The organism is Porphyrobacter sp. LM 6 (assembly GCF_001720465.1).
Classification (GTDB): domain Bacteria; phylum Pseudomonadota; class Alphaproteobacteria; order Sphingomonadales; family Sphingomonadaceae; genus Erythrobacter.
The window spans coordinates 1,580,809-1,600,992 of sequence record NZ_CP017113.1; the positions used below are offsets into that span (position 1 = coordinate 1,580,809).

The 20,184-nt window shown below is 65.5% G+C and carries 21 protein-coding genes, 3 tRNA genes and 1 pseudogene; 11 read left to right on the forward strand and 14 right to left on the reverse strand.

Features of this window, described 5'->3' with window-relative positions:
- Positions 1-62 precede the first annotated feature (62 nt).
- Entirely contained in the window at positions 63-923 is an 861-nt protein-coding gene (locus tag BG023_RS07475; protein ID WP_069309907.1) for a sulfotransferase family protein, read from the forward strand.
- Between the two features lie 18 nt (positions 924-941).
- Here the strand turns inward: BG023_RS07475 and BG023_RS07480 are convergent, their stop codons facing one another.
- The 5 genes from BG023_RS07480 to BG023_RS07500 form a co-directional block, all read right to left on the reverse strand.
- The gene (locus tag BG023_RS07480) at positions 942-1,409 is read right to left on the reverse strand and encodes a PilZ domain-containing protein (protein ID WP_069309908.1); all 468 of its coding nucleotides are present in this window, start codon (positions 1,407-1,409) and stop codon (positions 942-944) included.
- Positions 1,410-1,802: 393 nt separating this feature from the next.
- A tRNA-Pro gene (locus BG023_RS07485) sits at positions 1,803-1,879 on the reverse strand.
- Positions 1,880-1,906: 27 nt separating this feature from the next.
- A tRNA-Ile gene (locus BG023_RS07490) sits at positions 1,907-1,979 on the reverse strand.
- A 40-nt stretch (positions 1,980-2,019) separates the two neighbouring features.
- On the reverse strand, positions 2,020-3,048 hold the full coding sequence (locus tag BG023_RS07495; RefSeq protein WP_069309909.1) for a polysaccharide deacetylase family protein: 1,029 nt from the start codon (positions 3,046-3,048) through the stop codon (positions 2,020-2,022).
- Entirely contained in the window at positions 3,045-4,781 is a 1,737-nt protein-coding gene (locus BG023_RS07500) for a histidine kinase dimerization/phospho-acceptor domain-containing protein (protein ID WP_069309910.1), read from the reverse strand. Before BG023_RS07500 ends, BG023_RS07495 begins: the two co-directional genes overlap by 4 nt.
- 272 nt (positions 4,782-5,053) lie before the next feature.
- On the opposite strand from BG023_RS07500, the gene BG023_RS07505 reads away from it, so the two are divergent.
- Genes BG023_RS07505 through BG023_RS07515 form a run of 3 tightly spaced genes read left to right on the forward strand, consistent with a single transcriptional unit; the run spans position 5,054 to position 6,283 of the window.
- Positions 5,054-5,515, forward strand: a complete 462-nt coding sequence (locus BG023_RS07505) for an Lrp/AsnC family transcriptional regulator (protein WP_067405649.1) — start codon at positions 5,054-5,056, stop codon at positions 5,513-5,515.
- 17 nt (positions 5,516-5,532) lie between these two features.
- Positions 5,533-5,922 (forward strand): hypothetical protein, encoded by a 390-nt coding sequence (locus BG023_RS07510; RefSeq protein ID WP_069309911.1) that lies wholly within the window; start codon positions 5,533-5,535, stop codon positions 5,920-5,922.
- 34 nt (positions 5,923-5,956) lie between these two features.
- Complete coding sequence (locus tag BG023_RS07515) at positions 5,957-6,283, forward strand: hypothetical protein (protein WP_069309912.1); 327 nt, start codon at positions 5,957-5,959, stop codon at positions 6,281-6,283.
- Here the strand turns inward: BG023_RS07515 and BG023_RS07520 are convergent.
- The 5 genes from BG023_RS07520 to BG023_RS07540 all read right to left on the reverse strand — a co-directional run bounded on the left by BG023_RS07520 (position 6,280) and on the right by BG023_RS07540 (position 10,581).
- The gene (locus BG023_RS07520; protein WP_069309913.1) at positions 6,280-7,590 is read right to left on the reverse strand and encodes an NAD(P)/FAD-dependent oxidoreductase; all 1,311 of its coding nucleotides are present in this window, start codon (positions 7,588-7,590) and stop codon (positions 6,280-6,282) included. The two genes, BG023_RS07515 and BG023_RS07520, sit on opposite strands and share 4 nt — an antisense overlap.
- A gap of 191 nt (positions 7,591-7,781) precedes the next feature.
- On the reverse strand, positions 7,782-8,105 hold the full coding sequence (locus BG023_RS07525) for a hypothetical protein (RefSeq protein WP_150122821.1): 324 nt from the start codon (positions 8,103-8,105) through the stop codon (positions 7,782-7,784).
- Positions 8,106-8,151: 46 nt separating this feature from the next.
- Positions 8,152-9,504 carry an acetyl-CoA carboxylase biotin carboxylase subunit gene (accC, locus tag BG023_RS07530; protein ID WP_069309915.1) on the reverse strand — a complete coding sequence of 451 codons (1,353 nt, stop codon included), beginning with the start codon at positions 9,502-9,504 and terminating at the stop codon, positions 8,152-8,154.
- A gap of 4 nt (positions 9,505-9,508) precedes the next feature.
- Positions 9,509-10,021 carry an acetyl-CoA carboxylase biotin carboxyl carrier protein gene (accB, locus tag BG023_RS07535; protein WP_069309916.1) on the reverse strand — a complete coding sequence of 171 codons (513 nt, stop codon included), beginning with the start codon at positions 10,019-10,021 and terminating at the stop codon, positions 9,509-9,511.
- A gap of 119 nt (positions 10,022-10,140) precedes the next feature.
- Positions 10,141-10,581, reverse strand: a complete 441-nt coding sequence (locus BG023_RS07540) for a type II 3-dehydroquinate dehydratase (protein WP_069309917.1) — start codon at positions 10,579-10,581, stop codon at positions 10,141-10,143.
- A gap of 89 nt (positions 10,582-10,670) precedes the next feature.
- Between BG023_RS07540 and BG023_RS07545 the strand changes: the two genes are divergently transcribed.
- Positions 10,671-11,024, forward strand: coding sequence for a hypothetical protein (locus BG023_RS07545; RefSeq protein ID WP_069309918.1), 354 nt, complete (start codon positions 10,671-10,673; stop codon positions 11,022-11,024).
- Between the two features lie 8 nt (positions 11,025-11,032).
- On the opposite strand, the gene BG023_RS07550 is transcribed toward BG023_RS07545, so the two are convergent.
- Together BG023_RS07550 and BG023_RS07555 are read right to left on the reverse strand one after the other, a co-directional pair.
- Positions 11,033-11,446 carry a holin family protein gene (locus BG023_RS07550; protein WP_069309919.1) on the reverse strand — a complete coding sequence of 138 codons (414 nt, stop codon included), beginning with the start codon at positions 11,444-11,446 and terminating at the stop codon, positions 11,033-11,035.
- A gap of 69 nt (positions 11,447-11,515) precedes the next feature.
- On the reverse strand, positions 11,516-12,418 hold the full coding sequence (locus BG023_RS07555) for an HpcH/HpaI aldolase/citrate lyase family protein (protein ID WP_069309920.1): 903 nt from the start codon (positions 12,416-12,418) through the stop codon (positions 11,516-11,518).
- A 132-nt stretch (positions 12,419-12,550) separates the two neighbouring features.
- Between BG023_RS07555 and BG023_RS07560 the strand changes: the two genes are divergently transcribed.
- The 3 genes and pseudogenes from BG023_RS07560 to BG023_RS15065 form a co-directional block, all read left to right on the forward strand.
- Positions 12,551-13,033 carry a (2Fe-2S)-binding protein gene (locus BG023_RS07560; RefSeq protein WP_269465918.1) on the forward strand — a complete coding sequence of 161 codons (483 nt, stop codon included), beginning with the start codon at positions 12,551-12,553 and terminating at the stop codon, positions 13,031-13,033.
- Positions 13,033-15,297 carry a xanthine dehydrogenase family protein molybdopterin-binding subunit gene (locus BG023_RS07565; protein ID WP_083234602.1) on the forward strand — a complete coding sequence of 755 codons (2,265 nt, stop codon included), beginning with the start codon at positions 13,033-13,035 and terminating at the stop codon, positions 15,295-15,297. The genes BG023_RS07560 and BG023_RS07565 overlap by 1 nt, the downstream gene beginning before the upstream one ends.
- A pseudogene (locus tag BG023_RS15065) lies at positions 15,294-15,779 on the forward strand (nucleotidyltransferase family protein); the annotation flags it as partial. The gene BG023_RS07565 and the pseudogene BG023_RS15065, both read left to right, overlap by 4 nt.
- Before the next feature lie 26 nt (positions 15,780-15,805).
- On the opposite strand, the gene BG023_RS07570 reads toward BG023_RS15065, so the two are convergent.
- Positions 15,806-16,828: an XdhC family protein gene (locus BG023_RS07570; RefSeq protein WP_233992954.1), complete on the reverse strand. Its 1,023-nt coding sequence runs from the start codon at positions 16,826-16,828 to the stop codon at positions 15,806-15,808.
- A gap of 99 nt (positions 16,829-16,927) precedes the next feature.
- Positions 16,928-17,004: transfer RNA gene (locus BG023_RS07575), tRNA-Pro, on the reverse strand.
- A gap of 198 nt (positions 17,005-17,202) precedes the next feature.
- On the opposite strand from BG023_RS07575, the gene yajC reads away from it, so the two are divergent.
- From yajC to secF, 3 genes are read left to right on the forward strand one after another with little or no spacing between them, the layout of a single operon-like run.
- Positions 17,203-17,529, forward strand: a complete 327-nt coding sequence (gene yajC / locus BG023_RS07580; protein ID WP_069309921.1) for a preprotein translocase subunit YajC — start codon at positions 17,203-17,205, stop codon at positions 17,527-17,529.
- Between the two features lie 56 nt (positions 17,530-17,585).
- Positions 17,586-19,184, forward strand: a complete 1,599-nt coding sequence (secD, locus tag BG023_RS07585) for a protein translocase subunit SecD (RefSeq protein ID WP_069309922.1) — start codon at positions 17,586-17,588, stop codon at positions 19,182-19,184.
- Between the two features lie 13 nt (positions 19,185-19,197).
- Positions 19,198-20,175 carry a protein translocase subunit SecF gene (secF, locus tag BG023_RS07590; RefSeq protein WP_069309923.1) on the forward strand — a complete coding sequence of 326 codons (978 nt, stop codon included), beginning with the start codon at positions 19,198-19,200 and terminating at the stop codon, positions 20,173-20,175.
- Positions 20,176-20,184: the final 9 nt, after the last annotated feature.

The window sequence follows — 20,184 nt, forward strand, 5'->3', positions numbered from 1 at the left end:
CGTCAGCGCGAAGCCCATCCTTCGGGCGCCGCACTCTCCTCTCCGGCCACCACAAGAGCAGCATGATGTCCGAACCCAACTTCCTCTACATCGGGACCAGCAAGTCAGGGTCCACCTGGATCTTCAAGGTGCTGTCATGGCACCCGCAGATCGCCATGTACGGCGGCAAGGATCTCAACTTCTTCACGCATGACTATGCCAAGGGCTGGGACTGGTATGTGAGCCAGTTCGACAATCCCGATGGCCGGCCGGTCGTGGGCGAGGTTTCGCACGGCTATCTCGCCTCGCCCGAAGCGTGCGAGCGTATTCATGCCCACCTGCCGAACGCCAAGCTGATGGTGTGCCTGCGCGAACCGGTGGACCGCACCTTCTCGCAATATCTCGACGGCCTGAAGAACGGCAAGATGAGCGGCACGCTGGAGGAAGAGATCGAGCGCAGCAAATCGCTGACCGATCGCAACCGCTATGGCTCGCATCTGGAAATGTATCTTGAGCGTTTTCCGCGCGAGCAGATCCACATCGCCAGCTTTGACGAGCTGAACGCCGATCCCGATGCCTTTGCGGCCAAGATGTTCGCCTTCCTTGGCGTCGATCCGCTGCCGTTGCCGCCCGAACTGCGCAAGAAGGTGATGCCGGCGGCGACCCCGCGCATCCGCAGCGTGGCGATGGCGGCCAAGAAGGTGGCCAAGTTCGCCAATGCGATCGGATTGTCGAAGCTGCGCGGTTCGATCAAGAAGTCGCGGCTCGTGCGCCACCTGCTCTACCGGCCCTTCAAGGATGCGGAAAAGCCGAAGATCAGCCCGGCCCAGAGCGCGCAGCTGCGTGCGATGTTCACGCCGGAAATCCAGCGGCTCGACCGTGTGGCCGGCACCAATTTTGGCAGCTTGTGGAACTATCCCAAGGATGGGACGGCGGGCGGCTGAAATCGCTCCGGCGAAAGCTCAGATCAGCGCGGCAACCCCGCCGATGGCCAGCGCCCAGGCGCCAAGGCCTGCGCCGATCGCGATCGCCAGCCGCACCGTGCCGCGCCAGCGGCGGCGCTCGGCGGTAAGGATCATCGGCGCGCTGACCGCGAATTCGCCGGATTCCGGATAGCCCTTGAGCCGCGTGGCGCTGACGACGCTGGCGGGGATCGGCGCATCGAAGGCGCAGCCCGACAGGTTGCCGTTTTGCCAGACCACCGTCACCGCAGTGGCTCCGAGCCCGGGAAGATCGATTTCGGCGCGGACATCGCGTGCGAGCGGAGGATCGGCCTCGAAGGCGAGACCCGTGGTCGAGATCGAGCGAATGCAGACCGAAAAGGCATTGTCGGCCGCAGCACCGCTGGCCGTCAGCCGCAGCGCATAGCGCGGCGCGCTGCGCCGCCCATCAGGGCTGGTACTGACCGGAATGGCAGGCTGTTTCTGCATCGACTTTCCGTTACCCCCCCGCAACGTCCGCAATCGGGGCGATGAGGAGGTGATCCCGATCATCGCGCCACAAGATCATTGTAGCGCATTCGGGCGAAGAATTCGTCAACGCGCGCTTCAGACCTTCAGCACGCTGCGACCGTCCTGCGAATATCGTGCGAAAATGACAAAGCGCAATCCGGTGGATTGCCGGTGGCGCGGCATTCGCCCGCCGAATTGCACATGCTGCCGCCTTTGGGGGCGCCGCTGCGCCGATCCAGCCCCGTCTAGACCCCCTTAGACCCCCTTAGACCCCCTCTAGACCCCCTCCAGGCCCGATATGTGTGTCCTTTCGGGGGATGTTCCACGTGGAACATTGGCGGGTGGTGGCGGCAAATGGTGGGGCGTGGAAAGTGGTCGGGGAGACAGGATTCGAACCTGCGACATCCTGCTCCCAAAGCAGGCGCGCTACCGGACTGCGCTACTCCCCGACACTCTTTCGTTTCGCCCGCCCCCGGTGGGCCCGGCAGGATTCGAACCCGCGACCTAGCCGTTATGAGCGGCCAGCTCTAACCGCTGAGCTACAGGCCCGTGGGAACACGGTACCGCAAAGCGAGGCGAGACGACGCCCCTAACCCGCCCGCCGTGAGGACACAAGCGGCGTGGTGCTCGCCGCGATGATATCGCCCACCGTCGCCGATTGCACGCCGCGCCGCGCAAGCTCGGCATAGATCGCCGCGAGCCATTCGTAGACCTGTTCGACTGCCGCAGCATCGCGCGCATAGGGCGTGAGTCCGGGCGCCAATGTTGGGCTGTGGAACGAGAGCACCAACACCGGCAGCCCGCTGTCCAGCGCAATGTCGATCCCGCGCATCGCTTCCTCGATCGAAACCCCCTCGGGCGTCAGGGCAATGCGTTCGAGCAGGCTTAGGCGCGCGAGCCCGCCGAGCAGGCGCGGCACCCGCTCGCCAAGGCGCTGGAGCGGACGGCCCAGCTCGCGCAGCAGGCCCCAGTGGACGCTGGTGACGGGCAGTTCGAGCAGGCGCTCTCCCGCGTCCGCCCAGTACGGCGTCAGCGGATGGCGGCTGTAATCCGGCCCTCCTTGCGCGCTGTAATCGAACAGCGATCGCACCGAGGTGTCGACCCTGATCCCCGCGCGGATCAGCAGATCGGCGGTGTCCGGCCCCAGCCCGTATCGACCCGCGCGGTAGATCAGCGGGGCGGTGCCAAAGGCGGCCTCGATCGTGTCGCGCAGGCGCATGAACTTGTCTGCTTCGAGCGCGGGCGGCAGGTTTCCGGCGAAGGAGTTATAGGTGGTCACCGCCTCGTCGAACGGCGGGTTGACCCAGGGGTGCAGCTGCACGCCGACCTCCGCCGTCCCGCGCCGTACCGCATCGCCGATGATCTCGACTGCCTGCGGATCGGTCGCGATCGGCCAGTCGACGAGATAGACCGGATGGGCGCCGATCCCCTCGCAGAAGCTCTGGAACCGCGGGATCGCCGCGACATGGCTGAGGCCGTAGCCATCGCGCCGGAACGGGGCATTCCAGTCGAATTCCTCCTCGGTATCGACCGTCAACAGCACGCGCTGGCCAAAGCCGGGATCAAAGCGCGCGCGGCTTTCCGGTGCGGGCGGGAGGAGGAGCGAGCCGGCTGTCATCGTGCCGCAGGTGCGGCGTCGGCTGTGTCGGCAGGGCTGTCGGTCAGGAGCGGCAAGGCCATCGCCAGCCGGTCGTCCTCACGCTCCAGTCGCCCGCCTGCCGCACGGGCCTCGGCGCGGGCCAGACGCAGCGCGAAACCGGCGCCGAACAGCCCGGCGTTGATCGCGCTTTCGACCGGCCGGGCGGTGGCGGCGAACAGGTTCGCCTCGCCCGCAAGCCGCGCGGGAAGGGTGCATACCAGCCGTGCCATCGCGCCGCCGGCCCCGATCACCGGATCAAGCCGCAGCGCCATCCGCTCACCGCCGCCGCAGGCCGCCGCAAGGCTGGCGAGAACACGCCACAGGAGCGCTTCGGCATCCTCGCTGTCGATCGCTACCAGCAAGGACGTCGTCTCGGGAAATTCGAGCGCAATTTGTGCGCCGCGCGGTTCGAGCACCGGGGCGAGCTGCGCGGCGGTGCGGCGGATCATGGCGGCGAGATCGGTTACGCCCGGCTCGATCCCCATCGCTCCGCTTTCTAGCCGGGCGAGCCGATCCAGCTCCTCGAACCCGGCTAGGATGCGCGCGGCATCGGCGGCGATCGCGGCGGCGAGCGCGCGGTATTCGTGCGGGGCGGGGCCGAACAGCTGCTGCTGGATCACCTCGGCATAGCCCTGCACCGCAGTCACCGGGGTGCGCAGTTCGTGGAGCAGCTGGCGGATGCGATCGGCCTCGCGCGCCTCGGCGGCGCTGGGCTGTCCGGCGGCATCCGGCACACGGCGCAAACGCCCGAAATAGCCGGAGAAATGGCCTTCTTCGCTGAAGCGCGGCTCGGCATCGATCAGCCAGTCCCCGGCGATGGCAGGCGCTCCCGTCAGCGTAATGGCAGCGCGCGTGATCGGCTGGCGGCGGGCGAAGGCGCGCTCCAACCCGGCCTCATCAGGGTCTGCGTCATCCAGCCGCTGCGCCGCGAACATACGGGTGCCGATCACCATCGGGGCGGCCTCGTTTGTGGCCCAGGCGATACGGCCCGTGGCATCGGCAGCAAAGCCGAAGCTGGTAAGCATGCCGCGCGCACGCTCGGGCAGTTCACCGAGCGGTAGGCGCGGTGAATGTTCCTGATCGAACCCCGTTTCGGTGCGTTCGCGTCGGAACTGGGCGATCCGTTCGACGAGGGCCGAAATCTCGGTACGCCCCGTCTCTTCGCGATCACGCGGAGCAGGGGCCGTGGGGACCGCACGTAGCGGCGTCACAGTCGGGCGCGCGGCAGGTTCAGCCAGTTCCTCCTTCTCGGACGGCTCGGGCGCGGGCAGGCCGCGATCATGCACCCCCAGCCGGGCGAGCAATTCCTCGACATCGAGCGGCAGATCGCGCCGGTTGCGCAGCAGCCCGCGCGCACGGATCGGCAGGCGCGGGATCAGCGCGGTCCAGTCCTCGCTCGACAATTCAGCCCGGTGGAGCGCAGCAGAGGCGACATCGGGCTCGTGTTCGGCGAGATGCGCGGCCAGATCGGGATTGCGCAGGCGCCAGCCCGGTTCGCGGATCATCCGCGCGCGATCGGCCGCCGGAATTGCTTCGACCAAGGCCTCCAGCCGCAGCCAAGCGGCGGCGACAAGGCTCTGATCCGGTTGATATTCATGCCGCACGCCATCGCGGCCCAGCAGATCGATCAGCTGGCGATACTGCGTGCGCAAACCCGCCTCGCCGGTGGCGCGCTGGCGCAGCACAGTGGCAAGGCGGTCGTCAAAGAACAACGGGTTCTCCCAAGGAGGCTCGGCGAGCCGAATCGCAATCGCGCAGACCGGTGATCACCACCGATACCGCGCGCGTGCCGATGTGTCCTATCAGGATGGGGCAATAGTCACAGTCAGCTGTGCAAGGCGCGTTGCAAAGCGGGACAATTGCTGGCAGACCTAATAATATTAGCCAAGCGAGCCATTCGGCGCGCTTCTTGTTTCTTTGGGATCGAATACACACGCAGGGTTGCCAGGGGGCGATGCTGCGGGGTTGAAGGAGCACAAGCCGAGTGGCCAATCTGGATGATATCGACCGCCGCCTGCTGGCCGAATTGCAGGCGGAGGGCCGGGTGACCAACGTCGAATTGGCGCAGCGGGTGGGGCTGACCGCGCCGCCGTGCCTGCGCCGCGTGCGGGGGCTGGAGGAAGACGGGGTGATCCGCGGCTATCACGCTGACCTCGATCCCTCGAAGCTCGGCTTTGCGATCACCGTGTTCGCGATGGTCAGCCTCAAGAGCCAGGCCGAAGCCTCCTTGCGCGAGTTCGAGGAACACATGCGCGCGCTGCCCGAAGTGCGCGAGTGCCACATGCTCAACGGCGAAATCGACTTCATTCTCAAGATCGTGAGCAAGGACCTACAGAGCTTCCAGGAGTTCCTGACCGGCAAGCTGACGCCCGCGCCGAACGTCGAAAGCGTCAAGACCTCGCTGACGATCCGCACCGCCAAGCAGGAGCCCGGCGTCCCGCTCTAGAGCGGGGCCGGGGCGGCATGCAGAGCGATACGCCGCCGCTGCCGCCGGACGCGATAGCTGCACCGGCAGCCGTGGATGAAGGCATCGCCGGCCTCCCGGCAAAGGTTCGGCCCGATGGAACTCTGGTGATCGATCTCACGCAGTTCGTACCCCCGCCGCTCGCAGAGGAATGCGCCGACGAACCCGCCGATCCCCTCAACCCCGAGATCGTGGTCTGCAAAACGACCGGTCCCACGCAACGATTGGGGCCGAAGGTCGGGCCAGTGGACGACGGCTTCGGCAGTGCCATCCCGCGCGCGCGCATCAAACTGTCCGACACCGCCAGCGCCGAGGCCAACCTCATCAAGCAGGGTGTCGGCGGTATCGATTCCGATGGGGCCGAGGTGCTGGTGAAGATCGACTTCTAGCGCCATGGCATCCCTGACTTTTCTTGGCCTTGCCATGATGCTGCTGGCCCCGATGTTCGGCCATGCGCGTTATCTCGATCTGACCCTTCCCAAGAAGTGGAAGCGCCTGCCCGTGTTTATGCGCGGAACGTCGATGCATTCGCGGCGGGTGGCGCTTTACTACGTGCCGTGCCTTGTCGCGTTCGCCGCAGTGCTCATGCTCGGGGTTGCGATATTGCAGGACATCGAGGGCGGCCCGCGATCGGATAGGGAGGTCGCGCTCATGTTTGCCTTGGTGCTGGGCATCATTGGTCTGGGCTATCCGATCAATGTGCTGCGGCAGCTCCATTGGGTGCGGACGGGCGGCCCGAAGCTTCGTTAGTGCAGCTTCAGTCGCGGTCGCACGATGCGGTTCACGCGGCCGATCAGCATCAGGAAGGTCGCCTTGATCCAGCCGTGAATACCGATCAGGTGCAGGCGGTAGAGCGAGGTGTAGATGAACCGCGCCAGCCGCCCCTCGATCGCCATGCTGCCGCCGATCAGGTTGCCCATCAGGCTCCCCACGGTCGAGAAGCGGCTGAGCGATACCAGCGATCCCTTGTCGTGATAGGTGAAGTGCTTGAGCGTGCGGCCCTTCTGCATCCGGCATATATTGTCGAACACGATGGCCGCCATCTGGTGCGCGGCCTGTGCGCGCGGCGGGATCGGGCGATCCTCGCCCGGCGGCGTGTAGCTCGCACAGTCGCCGAGCGCATAGATAGCGGGGTCGACCGTGGTCTGGAGCGTATCGGTGACGAGGATCTGGTTGCGGCCATTGGTTTCAAGCCCAAGGCCTGACAGGAAGTCCGCGCCCTTCACCCCCGCCGCCCAGACGATGAGATCGGCCTCGATGACCTCGCCCGTCTTGGTGATGAGCTGGCGCGGGCGTGCTTCGACCACCTGCACCGCAGGACGCACCTGCACGCCAAGCTGTTCAAGCTCGTAGGTCGCCGCCGCCGCCAGCTTGTCGGGCAGGGCGGGGAGGATTCGCGGGCCGGCTTCGAGCAGGGTCACGTGCATCCGGCTCTCGTCGAAGACCTCGAGCCCGTAGTGCCTTAGCGCTCCGGCCGCGTTGTAGAGTTCCGCCGCCAGTTCCACGCCGGTCGCCCCGCCGCCGACGATGGCGACGCGCACCTGCTCGTTCGCGCCCGGGTCCTTCATCATCGCTCGGCTGACGCGCAGACAATGGTTAAGCAGCCGGGTGCGGAACCGGTCGGCCTGTTCGCGGCTGTCGAGGTAGAGGCAGTGCTCCTTGACCCCCGGCACGCCGAAATCGTTGGAGACCGACCCCAGCGCCAGTGCGAGGATATCGTAGCGGATGGTGTGGCCCGCGATCAGTTCGCTGCCGTCCTCGTCCTTCACCGGCGCTAAGCTGATGGTCTTGGCCTGCCGGTCGACGCTTTCGAGGCTGCCCTGGAAGAAGCGGTAGCCCCAGCGGTGGCAGTGCCCGCGATAGCCGACCTCGTCCAAGTTGGCATCGAGCGAACCGGCGGCAACCTCGTGCAGCAGCGGCTTCCAGATGTGGCTGAGGTTCTTGTCGACCAGGATAATGTCGTGGTGCTTGCGCCCGTATTTTGCGCCCAGCCGCCGCACCAGTTCAAGCCCGCCCGCGCCCCCGCCGACGACGACAATCTGGGTCTTGCGGTTCATTCAGGCACTCCTTGGCACAGCTGTGCAACGCAATCCCGCGGCCATGTTAGCGGGTGAAGCGGACAATTGCGCGCCAAATCAACGTAGCGACGTGCAACGCGTGCTGCACAGCAACATGAATGCCACAGCGCGCGAGGCCACGCAGGGTTCCTGCGGCGTTGCGGCAATGTGGGGTTTGCACTCTGGCTTGCTCAGGAAAAATTCGGGATGACACCCGAAAACGCCGCCAGAACAGCGAGCAGATGCACGATGCCGACCGCAATCAGCGGCGTCCAGCGCGTGATGGCGAGGCAGTAGCCTGTGAGGGCGCCCAGCAGCGGGAACTGGACCAGCGCCAGGGTCATCGACAGCAGCCCGATGGTGTCGCCTTCCAGCAGCGTGGTCAGCATCGGAACAGGAAAGAGCGCGCGGGCCGCGGCGTAATCGCCATGGCCCGCACCGCTTGACAGGATTGCCAGGAACAGCGCCACCACCTCGACCACGAGGCCGAGGGCGAAGCCGACGGCCATTGGCATGGCAAGTCGCGGGGGAGCGGGGTCGGCTTCGGTCAATCTGCCGGACCTAGTCCGCGGCCCGCTCTTCCAGCCAGTTTTCCAGCCACTTGATCGAGTAGTCGCCGTTAAGCACGTCGGTCTGGCGGAGCAGTTCCTGGTGAAGCGGGATGTTGGTCTTCACGCCCTCGACCACCATTTCTTCCAGCGCGCGGCGCAGGCGCATGATGCAGCCTTCGCGGGTGCGGCCGTAGACGATCAGCTTGGCGATCATGCTGTCGTAGTAGGGCGGGATCTTGTAGCCCGCGTAAAGCCCTGAATCGACGCGCACATGCATGCCGCCTGCCGCGTGGTAATAGGTCACGAGGCCGGGCGAGGGCGCGAAGGTGAACGGGTCTTCGGCGTTGATGCGGCATTCGATCGCATGGCCGTGGAACTCGAGTTCCTCCTGCTTCACCGAGAGCGGGCGGCCTTCGGCGATGCGGATCTGTTCGCGCACCAGATCAACGCCCGTGATCGCCTCGGTCACCGGGTGTTCGACCTGCAGGCGGGTGTTCATCTCGATGAAGTAGAACTCGCCGTTTTCCCACAGGAACTCGATCGTGCCCGCGCCGCGATAGCCCATGTCGCGCATCGCCTTGGAGCAGACCTCGCCCATCCGCATACGCTCTTCGGTCGAGATCACGGGCGAGGGCGCTTCTTCCAGCACCTTCTGGTGGCGGCGCTGGAGCGAACAGTCGCGCTCGCCCAGATGGATCGCGCCGCCCTGTCCGTCACCGAACACCTGGAATTCGATGTGGCGCGGATTGCCGAGATATTTCTCGATATAGACCGTGGCATCGCCGAACGCGGCCTTCGCCTCGCTGCCGGCCTGCTGCATCAGGGTTTCGAGCTTGTCCTCGCTATCGCACACCTTCATGCCGCGACCGCCGCCGCCCGAAGCGGCCTTGATGATCACGGGATAACCGATTTCCTTGGCGATCTTGCGCGCTTCGTCGAAATCGCTGACCGCGCCGTCCGAACCGGGCACCAGCGGCAGGCCGAGTGCGCCTGCGGTGCGCTTGGCTTCGACCTTGTCGCCCATCGTGCGGATGTGTTCGGGCTTGGGGCCGATCCAGATGATGTCATGCGCTTCGACGATGTCGGCGAACTTGGCGTTCTCCGACAGGAAGCCGTAGCCCGGGTGGATCGCATCGCACTGGGCGACTTCAGCCGCGGAGATGATGTTGGCGATGTTGAGATAGCTCTCGCCCGCAGGCGGCGGGCCGATGCACACCGCGTGATCGGCGAGGCGGACGTGCATCGCGTCGGCATCGGCGGTGGAGTGCACCGCGACCGTCTCGATCCCCATCTCGTGCGCCGCGCGGTGGATACGCAGGGCGATCTCGCCGCGATTGGCGATCAGGATACGTTTGATGCCCATGATCTTAGGAGATCACCACCAGCGGCTGGTCGAATTCGACCGGCTGGGCGCTGTCGATCAGGATAGCGGTGACGGTGCCCGAACGCGGAGCGGTGATCGGGTTCATCACCTTCATCGCTTCGACGATCAGCAGCGTATCGCCTTCCTTCACGGCCTTGCCGACCGCGATGAAGGGCGCGGCCCCCGGTTCGGGGGTGAGATAGGCCGTGCCGACCATCGGCGATTTGACGGCGTTCTTGAGGTCAGGGCCGGCGGGCGCTGCCGCTTCGGCCGGAGCAGGCGCGGCAGCAGCTGGGGCCGCAGCGGCCGGAGCAGGTGCAGGCGCATAGACCGGAGCGGCCATCGGCACACCGCCGCCGCGCGAAACGCGGATCTTGCGATCGTCATCCTCGACCTCGATTTCGGTCAGGCCGGTCTCGTTGAGCAGTTCGGCCAGCTCGCGCACCAGTGCGGTGTCGATGTTCATGCCCGACTTGCGCCCGTTCGCCTTGCTGCCTTGGCCAGCGTCGTTTGCCATGTATGCCCCTTATGAAAACCTGAGCGCGTCATGCTGCGCCTGTTGTGCGGCGGGGACTATTGCCGCGAATTGCGGCTGGCAAGTGGCAAGGGTGCAAAATGTGAAAGATCGGTGACGATTTATACCTTGCCTGCCGCTACGGCTTCGAGCGCAATCAGGTAGGAGTTAGCCCCGTGGCCCTCGACCGTCAGAGCCGCGGCCATGCCGACATAGGAAAGATGGCGGAAGCTCTCGCGGGTCTTGGGATCGGACAGGTGCACTTCGATCACCGGCGTTCTGATCGCCTTGATCGCGTCGAGCAGCGCGATGGAGGTGTGGGTATAGGCTGCCGCATTGAGCAGAACGGCGCGCGCGCCTTCAGCCTGGGCCTCGTGCAGCCAGTCGACCAGCATCCCTTCGTGATTGGTCTGGCGCATCTCGATCTCAAGCCTGAGTTCGCGGGCGCGGTCTTCCAGCATCCCCGCAATATCATCGAGCGTGGTGGTGCCATAAATCTCCGGCTCGCGCGTGCCGAGGAGATTGAGGTTGGGGCCGTTGAGGACGTAGACGAGGTTGGTCATGGAGGGATTCTAGCGATCTGGCCCGACAGGTCAAAGCGGCAAGATTGCCGGATGTTTGCGCATAACACTCGCAATGCTAATCGGATGACATGAAGATCGATCACAAGCCGATAGAGGTTCTTGAAGAGGGCTTTTCAGGCATTGTGCGGCCAGGTCCAGTGGGCCGTCTACGCCTGCCTGATCTGATCGCGCACAGACCAGAGAAATGGCGGTTCGAAAGAATGACCGCGGTTCTTACCTCAGCCGTGATTGCAGTCGAGCAACGCTTGGGGCCGGATGCGGCTGCTCGGATGCTTGATGGAATCGGATCATTCTCGGATCTGAAGGGCGATTTTCTGGTGGAGTGGCGCCCCGGCGCGCATGATCCAAAGTTCGAGCCTTTCTTAGCAACTGCGCTCGCGGAGGAAGGGGAGGATGAGATCTGCCACGAGATCAGCGCGTAAGTTGCCCCCTACCGGTCCACGCCCTTGACCTTCCCCCACTGGCGCGCCGCCGTGTAGCCGAGGTAGCCGGTGCCGAAGAGCGCGTAGAGCGGCTCGGGCAGGCCTGCCAGATAGGCGTTCATGCCTGCTGCGATCTGCTGCGCGGCGGCGGGGTTGAAGGCGCTGAGCACCCCCATCGGCAAGGACGCCAGCAGCAGCACATACATCACGTAGAGGAAGCTCGGACGCGCGCGGCTGGTCCAGGGGTCCTTCGAGTTCGCCTCGGCGACGATGGCCTGAAGCTGGGTTTCGAGCATCTGCATTTCCTGGCTGCCCTGGAGCGTCAGCAGCTCGATCTTGGCCTTGGCCTGCGCCTCCTTGTCGGGGATGATCTTGTCGATGATCGAGGCGATGGGGCCGATAAGGACGTCGAGTAGGGCCATTGCGCGCACTCCTTGCGTATGAGTCGCGTCAAAATGACCAAATCGGTTAAAGTAGGAAAATGATTTAACCTATTTCTCGCCCGCCTCGGCCAGTAACCGCTGCGCCAGCGCCAGATGGGGCCGGTCGAGCATCGCCCCGTCGAGCGCCACCACACCCGCGCCGGGATGCTCGGCAAAGGCCTGCACTACGGCCCTCGCATGTGCGAGTTCCTCGGCGCTCGGAGTGAAGGCGGCGTTGATCGGATCGACCTGCGCCGGATGGATTGCCAGCATTCCGCGGAAGCCCTGCGCCCGCACCCGCCGCGCGCGTTCCGCCAGGGCGTCCAGATCGCGGAATTCGGGCTGCACGGTCTCGATCGCCGCCACGCCTGCCGCCGAGGCGCCGATCAGGCACAGGCTGCGCGCCATTTCGTAGGTGTGGGAATACTCTCCGTCCGACCCGCGTTGCTCGCGCGCACCAAGCGCCGAGGACAGGTCTTCCGCCCCCCAGCTCATTGCGACGAGCCGCTCCCGGCCGGGATAGTCGCCGGCATAGTCGCCGGTCTTGAACATCGCCGCTGCCGTTTCGGTTACCAAAGCGGCAATCAGGGTATGGCCCTGCGGGATGCCATTGGCGGCCTCCAGCGCGGTCAGATAGTGGTGCAGCCGGGTGATGTCTGCTGCGCCTTCCGCCTTGGGCAGGAACACGCCGCCCGGCCGCGAAGGCAGTATCGCAGCCAGATCGGCGATGCAGTCCGCACTCGAAACCGGATTGATCCGCACCCACAGCCGCGCGCGATTGTCTGCGGTGGCGATTACCTCCGCCACCATCGCCCGCGCGGCGGCCTTGTTTTCGGGCGAGACCGAGTCCTCGAGGTCCAGCAAAGCGATGTCGGCCGAGCCCGCGATCGCCTTGCCCATCTTCTTCTCGCTGTCGCCCGGCGCGAACAGCCAAGAGCGCATACGGGGCGGGGTGGGGGCGATATGGGTCATGAAACGATCCTCTCCTGCCGCCCGCTTACGAAGCGCGTCCGCCGCCTGCAAGCCCATGCGTCTTTGTGATTGGCGCGGAGGCCATCGGGTTGCTATGAGAGACCGAAATCTCAACCAGCGGGGGAGCCGCCTGTGGCAATCGCATTTTCTGTCAATGGCAAGCAGGTCGAGGTGGAGGCTGACGCCGATACGCCGCTGCTGTGGGTCTTGCGCGACGATCTCGGCATGACCGGGACGAAGTTCGGCTGCGGCATTGCCGCCTGCGGCGCCTGTTCGGTCCACGTCGATGGCAACCTCACCCGCTCGTGCAGCGTCCCGCTGAGTGAGATCGAAGGCGCCGAAATCACCACGATCGAAGGGCTCAAGGCTGCCGACGGAACGCTCCACAAGGTGCAGGCCGCGTGGATCGACGCGCAGGTGCCGCAATGCGGGTACTGCCAGTCGGGCCAGATCATGGCCGCCGTGGCGCTGATCGAGAAGGTCGGCACCCCGTCCGACGCGCAGATTGACGAAGCGATGACCAATATCTGCCGCTGCGGCACCTATCCGCGCATCCGCAAGGCGATCCTCGCGGCGACCGGCGCGGCCGCTGCCGCTCAGCAGGGAGACGCGTGATGGCTGACAATCCCAATCCCGATCTCGACCTGCCGGAAACCGCTGCGCCCGAGGCCAAGCCCAAGAAGAAAGGTATCAAGCGCCGCATCTTCCTCGCCGGTTCGGCCCTGGTGGTCGGCGGCGGCATCTTCGGCGTGTGGTGGAGTGACAAGGCGGCCAAGGACAAGGCTACCGCGCTCGCCGTTGGCGAAGGCGAGCATGGCTTCCTCACCTGGATGAAGATCGCCGAGGACGATACCGTCACGGTCTATTCGCCGCATATCGATTTCGGCCAGGGCTCGCACACCGCGCTTGGCCAGATGCTCGCCGACGAACTCGATGCGGCGTGGGACAAGGTGAAGATCGAGCAGGCCCCCGCCGATTTCGCCTTCGCCAATGCCGCGCTGGCCAAGGGCTTCCTGCCCGAAATGGCGGGCGAGACGGTGGCTGGGCTGTTGCCCGATGCCGTTATCGGCATGATGGCGCGCACAATGCCGATCCAGATTACCGGCGGCTCCTCGGCCGTCCGCTTCACCGGTGAAGTCGGGATGCGCAAGACCGGCGCAGCTGTGCGGATGGCGCTGATCGCGGAAGCAGCCGACCGGCTGGGTGTTCCAGCGGGCGAGTTGACGACGGCGGACAGCAAGGTGACCCACGCCAAGTCGGGCAAGTCGCTGCGATATGGCGAGCTGGCGGCCGGCGCCGCCGAGCGTTCGCTTTCGAATGATCCGGTGCTCAAGACCCGCGACCAGTGGAAGCTGATCGGCCAGCCTATCGCGCGGCGCGATATTCCCGCCAAGGTCGATGGCAGCGCGGTCTACGGGATCGACTTCACCTTGCCCGAAATGCGTGTGGCGACGATTGCAGCCGCCCCGGTTCGCGGCGGCAAGCTTGAATCGGTCGACGAGGCACCCGCCCTCGCGGTCAACGGCGTCGAAAAGGTAGTAAAGCTTGATGACGCGGTGATCGTCGTCGGCAAGGGATACTGGCCCGCGCTCAAGGGGCTTCAGGCGCTCAGCCCGAAGTTCTCCGACGGCGGCCATGCGGCGGTATCGACCCCCGCCATCTATGCCGCGCAGGCCAAGCTGATGGCGGGCGGCAAGCCCGACAATGAGGCGGGCGAGGGCGATGTCGACGGCGCCTTCAAGGCTGCCGGTGCCAAGGTTATCGAAGCCGAATACCGCGTGCCCTTCCTTCACCATGCGATGATGGAGCCCTTCGCGCTGACGGGCCATTTCAACGACGGCACACTGACGATCTGGGGCGGCTTGCAGGACCCGCTCAGCACCCGCGCCCGCGCTGCCAAGGCGGCCGGGCTCGATGTCGAGCAGGTGGTGTTCAACCCGATGATCATGGGCGGCGGTTTTGGACGGCGGTTCCCCGACGTGGTGGAGATCATCGATCAGGTCGCCATTCTCGCCAAGCAGGTGCCCTATCCGGTGAAGCTTGTGTGGAGCCGCGAGGAGGAAGTGCGTCACGGCACCTACCGCCCGCAGTCGTCCTCGAAGCTCTCGGCCTCGCTGAAGGACGGCAAAATCTCCGCGATGCGGATCGATTATGCGCAGAGCGGCAATGCCGAGGGCGAAGTGCCCTTCATCTACGCCATTCCGGCAACCTCGCGGCGGCATTTCGCTTATCAGTCGAACCAGATCGACGGGCCGTGGCGCTCGGTGAATTCGACCCAGCTCGGGTTCTACACCGAAAGCTTCATGGACGAGCTGGCGGCCGCAGCGGGCGAAGATCCCTACCAGTTCCGGCGCAAGCATCTGCCCGCCGGTTCGCGGCATCTTGCGGTGCTGGACGAGGTGGCCAAGCGTTCGGGCTGGGGCACGCCGCTGCCCGAAGGCGTCGGGCGCGGGATCGCGATCGTCGAAAGCTTCGGTACGATCGTCGCCGAGGTGATCGAGGCGAGCGTCAAGGACGATGGTAGCCCCAAGGTGCTCAAGGCCTGGGCGGTGGTTGATTGCGGCACCACCATCAACCCCCTGAACGCCGAAGCACAGATTGCGGGCGGCCTGATCATGAGCCTGTCGGCAGCCATCGGCGAGCAGATCACGCTCGATCAGGGCGCGGTGGTCGAGAGCAATTTCGGCGATTACCCGATCCTCAAGCTGGCCGATGCGCCGCCGCAGATCGATGTCCACTTCATCGAGAGCGGCGCCAAGACCGGCGGGATCGGCGAACCGGGCGTGCCGCCAGCCACGCCGGCGCTGGCGAACGCGCTCGCGGCGGTCAGCGGCAAGCGCATCCGCACCCTGCCGCTGTTGACCCAAGCCAAGGCTTGAGCCTGCCAGACTGGTCTGCGCTGATCCTCGCCGGTGGGGCGGGGCGGCGCTTTGGTGGTGGCAAACTGCTGGCGTGGTTTGGCGGTGAGCCGCTGATCCGGCGCACCGCCGAGCGGATCGCTGCTGCCGGCTTTGCCGAGACGCTGGTGGTGACCGGCGCCGGTGGTGCGGCGATCCGGGCGGCGTTGGCCGGGCTCGGCTGCCGGATCATCCATGCCGATGACTGGGAAGAGGGCATGGCCGCAACGCTTCGCACCGGCATTGCGGCCGTCCCACCCGAAGCGGCCGGTGCCTGCGTGTTCCTCGGCGATATGCCGCTGGTCCCCGTAAGCCTGTGTCCGACGCTGATCCAGGCGGCGAGCGAGGCGGGCTATGCCGCACGCTCACGCTTTGAAGGCAAGCCCGGACATCCGGTTGCCTTTACCCGTGCGGCCTTTGCCGATCTCTTGACGCTCGAAGGCGATCAGGGCGCGACAGCGTTGCTCAAGAAGCGTCCCGGCGAGGTCGCCTACTGCGAAACGACTGATGCCGGCGCGCTGCTCGATATCGACACGTCGGAGGATCTCGCCGTCGTAGAGCGCGCCTGGAAGGCCTGCGCCACCTCGGCCACCAGCGACAGCGCGACCTCGCGCGGGGCCTTGCCGAACCCGTGAAGCCCGATGGGTGCGTGGAGGCGCGCCAGTTCGCTCTCTTCGACCCCGTGAGCGTGGAGCTTGGCGATCCGTCCGCCGAGCCGCGCACGCGCGCCGATAGCGCCCACATAGAACGCCTCGGTCTTCAGCGCAGCGGCAAGCCCGCGCTCGTCATCCTCGCGGTCGTGCGAGAGCACCGCGATCGCCGTCCAGCGGTCGATACCAAACGCCTCAATCGCGGCGGACGGGGCGCTACGGCAGTAGGTGATGCCGGACAAGGGCGAAGCCTCGGGCCCTCCAGGGGTGATCAGCACCACATCCCATCCCATTTCCATCGCGAGGGCGGCACTGGCAAGGGTGGCGCCGTCTTCGCCGATTAGCACCAACCGCAAGCGCGGCTCGAACAGGAGGGTATAGCGGCTGCCATCCCAGCCATTAGTGGGCGCTGTATCGCTCCAAATCGCGTTGCGCTCGGTCCCGTCGCTCGACCACAGCAGCGGCGCGCGGCGGGTGTAGCTGGCGATGAGTTGCGCGACCGCGTCCTCGTCAGGCGACAGCGGCTCCACCAGCACGTTGATCCCCGACCCGCAAGCCAGCTTGATATCGAACCATGGACTGCCCTCGCCATAGCGCAGCATCCGTGGAGCGCCTTCGGCCATCGCTTCGCGGGCGTGGCGGGCAACGTCGGCCTCGATACAGCCGCCTGACAGGAAGCCCCAATATTCCTCTGCCGTGATCAGCATCTGCGCGCCCACATCGCGCGGCGCCGAGCCATCGACTGCAACGAGCGTGGCAATCGCGATCGGTCCGGACGCATCGCACGCCGAACAGAGCGGTTCGCGGATATCGTCAATCGGGGCGGCGTTGCGCCAGTTGGACATCGAGAGGCGGGCCTTCATCTTGGGCGAGCGGCAAGCCTAGCCCCGCAGCATCGCGCGCGCAATCGCGCCGGAGCCGCTTGCGGGTGCTGTGTCAGGGAATGGGAGGGGGGAAACCACTGGTCGGGACGAGAGGATTCGAACCTCCGACCCCCACACCCCCAGTGTGATGCGCTACCAGGCTGCGCTACGTCCCGTGACCAGTGGAGCGGCGCCTATAGGGCGCGCGTCTGGGGCTGGCAAGCGGGTTTGAAGGTGATTGCGGTGTTGCACGGCTGCATCGCTCTCCCACCCGCGATTGCGGCTGACTTGCAATGCTGCTAGGCGCGCCCACTTGGACGCTAGGGGCGCTCGCCCTGTGCATCAATCTTGGGATCCTGACGGGCTTTTAACCTATGACACTCGACCTTCTCGCCGCCGCCGCTGGCGCTGCTGCTGCTCCGCCTGCGTGGATCAGCTTCCTGCCGATCATCGGCATGATCGCGATCTTCTGGTTCCTGATCATCCGTCCGCAGATGCGCCAGCAGAAGGAGCATCGCGAGAAGGTCGCTCAGATGAAGAAGGGCGATCAGGTGGTCACCGCCGGCGGACTCGTTGGCAAGGTGGTGAAGGTCGATGACGTCTATGTCGAACTCGACCTCGGCCCCAATGTCCGGGTGAAGGCGATCAAGGCGACCATCGGCGATATCATCCTGCCCGGTGGCACCCCCGCCAACGACTGAGCCGGTCGCCGCAAGGCCGCTGCCACTGACCCTTTGCGCGTGGGACACTAACGCACATGCTCGAATTTCCCCTCTGGAAGAAGCTCTGGCTCTGGGGCCTGACGCTCGCCGCATCGGTGCTGGCGCTGCCTTCGCTGTTCAATGTCGCGGGGCTGGACTGGCCCTCCGCGCTGCCCAACCCGCAGGTTAATCTCGGCCTTGACCTTGCCGGCGGCTCGCACTTGCTGCTCGAAGCCAAGTCCGCCGATGTGCGCGCACAGCGGCTTGAGAATATGGAAGAAACTGTTCGCCAGCTGATGCGTAACGCCAGCCCGCGGATCCGCATCGGCGACGTGTCGACGGTCGATGGCAAGCTGTCTTTCATGCTCGAAAACGCAACCGATATCGACCGTGCGCGCGGGCTGATCGAGCCCGTGATGCAGGGCCAGACCACGGTGCGCGAGTGGGAACTCCAGGTGGTCGACGGGCAGCGCATGGTGCTGACCCAGACCGATGCCGGGGTCGAACAGGCGATCGACGATGCGATGGACAGTGCCACAGAAGTCGTCCGTCGCCGCATCGACGAGCTCGGCACGCGCGAGCCGACCATCATCCGTCAGGGCGATACCCGTATTGTGGTGCAGGTGCCGGGTCTGGAAGATCCCGAGGCGCTGAAGAGCTTGCTCGGCCAGACCGCGCAGCTTGAATTTAAGCTGGTCGATCTCAACGCCCTGCCGGAAAACGTGCAGGCGGGCATCGCGCCCGCGGGTAGCCAGATCTTCCCCTATGCGCCCGGCACCCCGCAGGAAGGCATGTTCGAAGCCGTGCGCCGGCTCGGCGGTATTCGCGGCGACAGTCTGACCGGCGCGCAGGCCGGGGTTGATCCGAACACCAATCAGAATGTCGTCAACATCACCTTCGACGCACAGGGCGGGGCGAAGTTCGCCAAGCTGACGACCGATAACGTCGGCAAGCCCTTCGCGATCATTCTCGATGGCAAGGTGCTTTCGGCCCCGAATATCAATGAACCGATCATCGGTGGACGGGCGCAGATCGCGGGGAGCTTCACCCCCGAAACCGCCAACCAACTGGCGATTGCGCTGCGTTCGGGCGCGCTGCCGGTGCCGCTGGCGGTGGTCGAGGAGCGTTCGGTCGGACCGGACCTTGGTGCGGACTCGATCCGCAAGGGTCTGTTGGCGATGGCGATCGGCAGCCTTGCGGTGATCGTGCTGATGATCTCCACTTACGGCCGCTTCGGCATCTATGCGACTGTCGCGCTGGTCTTCAACGTGCTGATGCTGCTCGGGCTGATGGCGCTTGGCGGCTTCACGCTGACGCTGCCGGGGATCGCGGGCTTCGTGATCACCATCGGCGCGGCTGTCGATGCCAACGTGCTGATCAACGAGCGCATCCGCGAGGAGCGCGCGCGCGGGCGGCGTGTCGTCGCGGCGGTCGAAACCGGATACAAGGAAGCCAGCCGCGCGATCGCCGATGCGAACGCGACCAACGTGATCTCCGGGATCGCGCTGTTCGCCTTCGGCTCTGGGCCGGTCAAGGGCTTCGCCGTCGTGCTGGTGATCGGCATCATCACCTCGGTCTTCACCGGGGTGACGCTCACCCGCATGCTCGTCGCCGGATGGCTGCGCAAGGCGCGCCCCAACGACATCACGATTTAAGGAGCACGAGACGATGAAACTCCTGAAGCTCGTCCCCGACAACACCAATATCAAGTTCCTCAAGCTGCGCGTTCCGTTCTTCGTCATCAGTCTCGTGCTGATCTTCGGAAGCTGGGCTGCGGTGGCGGTCAACGGCCTCAACTTCGGGGTCGACTTTGCCGGCGGCCAGGAAGTTCGCATGACTTTCAAGGAGCGCGAGCAGGCACCGATCCCGTCCTTGCGCGAGCTCGTCGGCGGGCTCGGCTATGGCGAACCCGTGGTGCAGGAATTCGGCGCACCCAACCAGGTGTCGATCCGCGTTGCTCTACCGGAAGGCGCCGAGGACACACCGGGCGCCGCCACCGCGATCGGTGCGAAAGTGATCGCAGCTGTTGCCAAGGAATACCCCGACGTCCGCACCGACGGTAACGATACCGTCTCGGGCAAGGTCGCGGGCGAATTCCGCAACCAGGCAATCCTTGCGCTGCTGGCAGCGATGGCGGCGGTGTCCTTCTACATCTGGGTGCGCTTCGAATGGCAGTTCGGCGTCGGCGCGATGTTCGCGCTGGTGCACGACGTCTCGGTGACGGTGGGCCTGTTCGCACTCACCCAGATGGAATTCAGCCTCCAGATCGTCGCCGCGATCCTTGCGATCATCGGCTATTCATTGAACGACACCATCGTCGTCTATGACCGCATCCGCGAGAACCTGAAAAAGTTCCGCAAGATGCCGCTCGCCGAACTGCTTGACCTATCGGTCAACGAGACGCTGGCGCGCACCGTGATGACCTCGCTGACGCTGTTCGTGGCGCTGATCCCGTTGCTGTTCTTCGGCCCGCCGAGCCTGTTCGGGATGGTCGCGGCGATCACTGTGGGCCTGTTCATCGGCACCTATTCGTCCATCTACATGGCCGGCCCGCTGCTGATCTGGATGGGTGTGACCTCGGACAGCTTCGTGCCGCAGGAAAGCGCGACCGACCGGCAGGAAAAGATAGCGCGCGGGGAAGCTTGATCTGCCCGC

Coding starts and splice junctions, on each gene's coding strand:
- BG023_RS07475 (WP_069309907.1), top strand. CDS start 63: ATGATGTCCGAACCCAACTTCCTCTACATCGGGACCAGCAAGTCAGGG.
- BG023_RS07480 (WP_069309908.1), bottom strand. CDS start 1,409: ATGCAGAAACAGCCTGCCATTCCGGTCAGTACCAGCCCTGATGGGCGG.
- BG023_RS07495 (WP_069309909.1), bottom strand. CDS start 3,048: ATGACAGCCGGCTCGCTCCTCCTCCCGCCCGCACCGGAAAGCCGCGCG.
- BG023_RS07510 (WP_069309911.1), top strand. CDS start 5,533: ATGCAGAGCGATACGCCGCCGCTGCCGCCGGACGCGATAGCTGCACCG.
- BG023_RS07515 (WP_069309912.1), top strand. CDS start 5,957: ATGATGCTGCTGGCCCCGATGTTCGGCCATGCGCGTTATCTCGATCTG.
- BG023_RS07520 (WP_069309913.1), bottom strand. CDS start 7,590: ATGAACCGCAAGACCCAGATTGTCGTCGTCGGCGGGGGCGCGGGCGGG.
- BG023_RS07525 (WP_150122821.1), bottom strand. CDS start 8,105: ATGCCAATGGCCGTCGGCTTCGCCCTCGGCCTCGTGGTCGAGGTGGTG.
- accC (WP_069309915.1), bottom strand. CDS start 9,504: ATGGGCATCAAACGTATCCTGATCGCCAATCGCGGCGAGATCGCCCTG.
- accB (WP_069309916.1), bottom strand. CDS start 10,021: ATGGCAAACGACGCTGGCCAAGGCAGCAAGGCGAACGGGCGCAAGTCG.
- BG023_RS07540 (WP_069309917.1), bottom strand. CDS start 10,581: ATGACCAACCTCGTCTACGTCCTCAACGGCCCCAACCTCAATCTCCTC.
- BG023_RS07545 (WP_069309918.1), top strand. CDS start 10,671: ATGAAGATCGATCACAAGCCGATAGAGGTTCTTGAAGAGGGCTTTTCA.
- BG023_RS07550 (WP_069309919.1), bottom strand. CDS start 11,446: ATGGCCCTACTCGACGTCCTTATCGGCCCCATCGCCTCGATCATCGAC.
- BG023_RS07555 (WP_069309920.1), bottom strand. CDS start 12,418: ATGACCCATATCGCCCCCACCCCGCCCCGTATGCGCTCTTGGCTGTTC.
- BG023_RS07565 (WP_083234602.1), top strand. CDS start 13,033: ATGGCTGACAATCCCAATCCCGATCTCGACCTGCCGGAAACCGCTGCG.
- BG023_RS07570 (WP_233992954.1), bottom strand. CDS start 16,828: ATGAAGGCCCGCCTCTCGATGTCCAACTGGCGCAACGCCGCCCCGATT.
- yajC (WP_069309921.1), top strand. CDS start 17,203: ATGACACTCGACCTTCTCGCCGCCGCCGCTGGCGCTGCTGCTGCTCCG.
- secD (WP_069309922.1), top strand. CDS start 17,586: ATGCTCGAATTTCCCCTCTGGAAGAAGCTCTGGCTCTGGGGCCTGACG.
- secF (WP_069309923.1), top strand. CDS start 19,198: ATGAAACTCCTGAAGCTCGTCCCCGACAACACCAATATCAAGTTCCTC.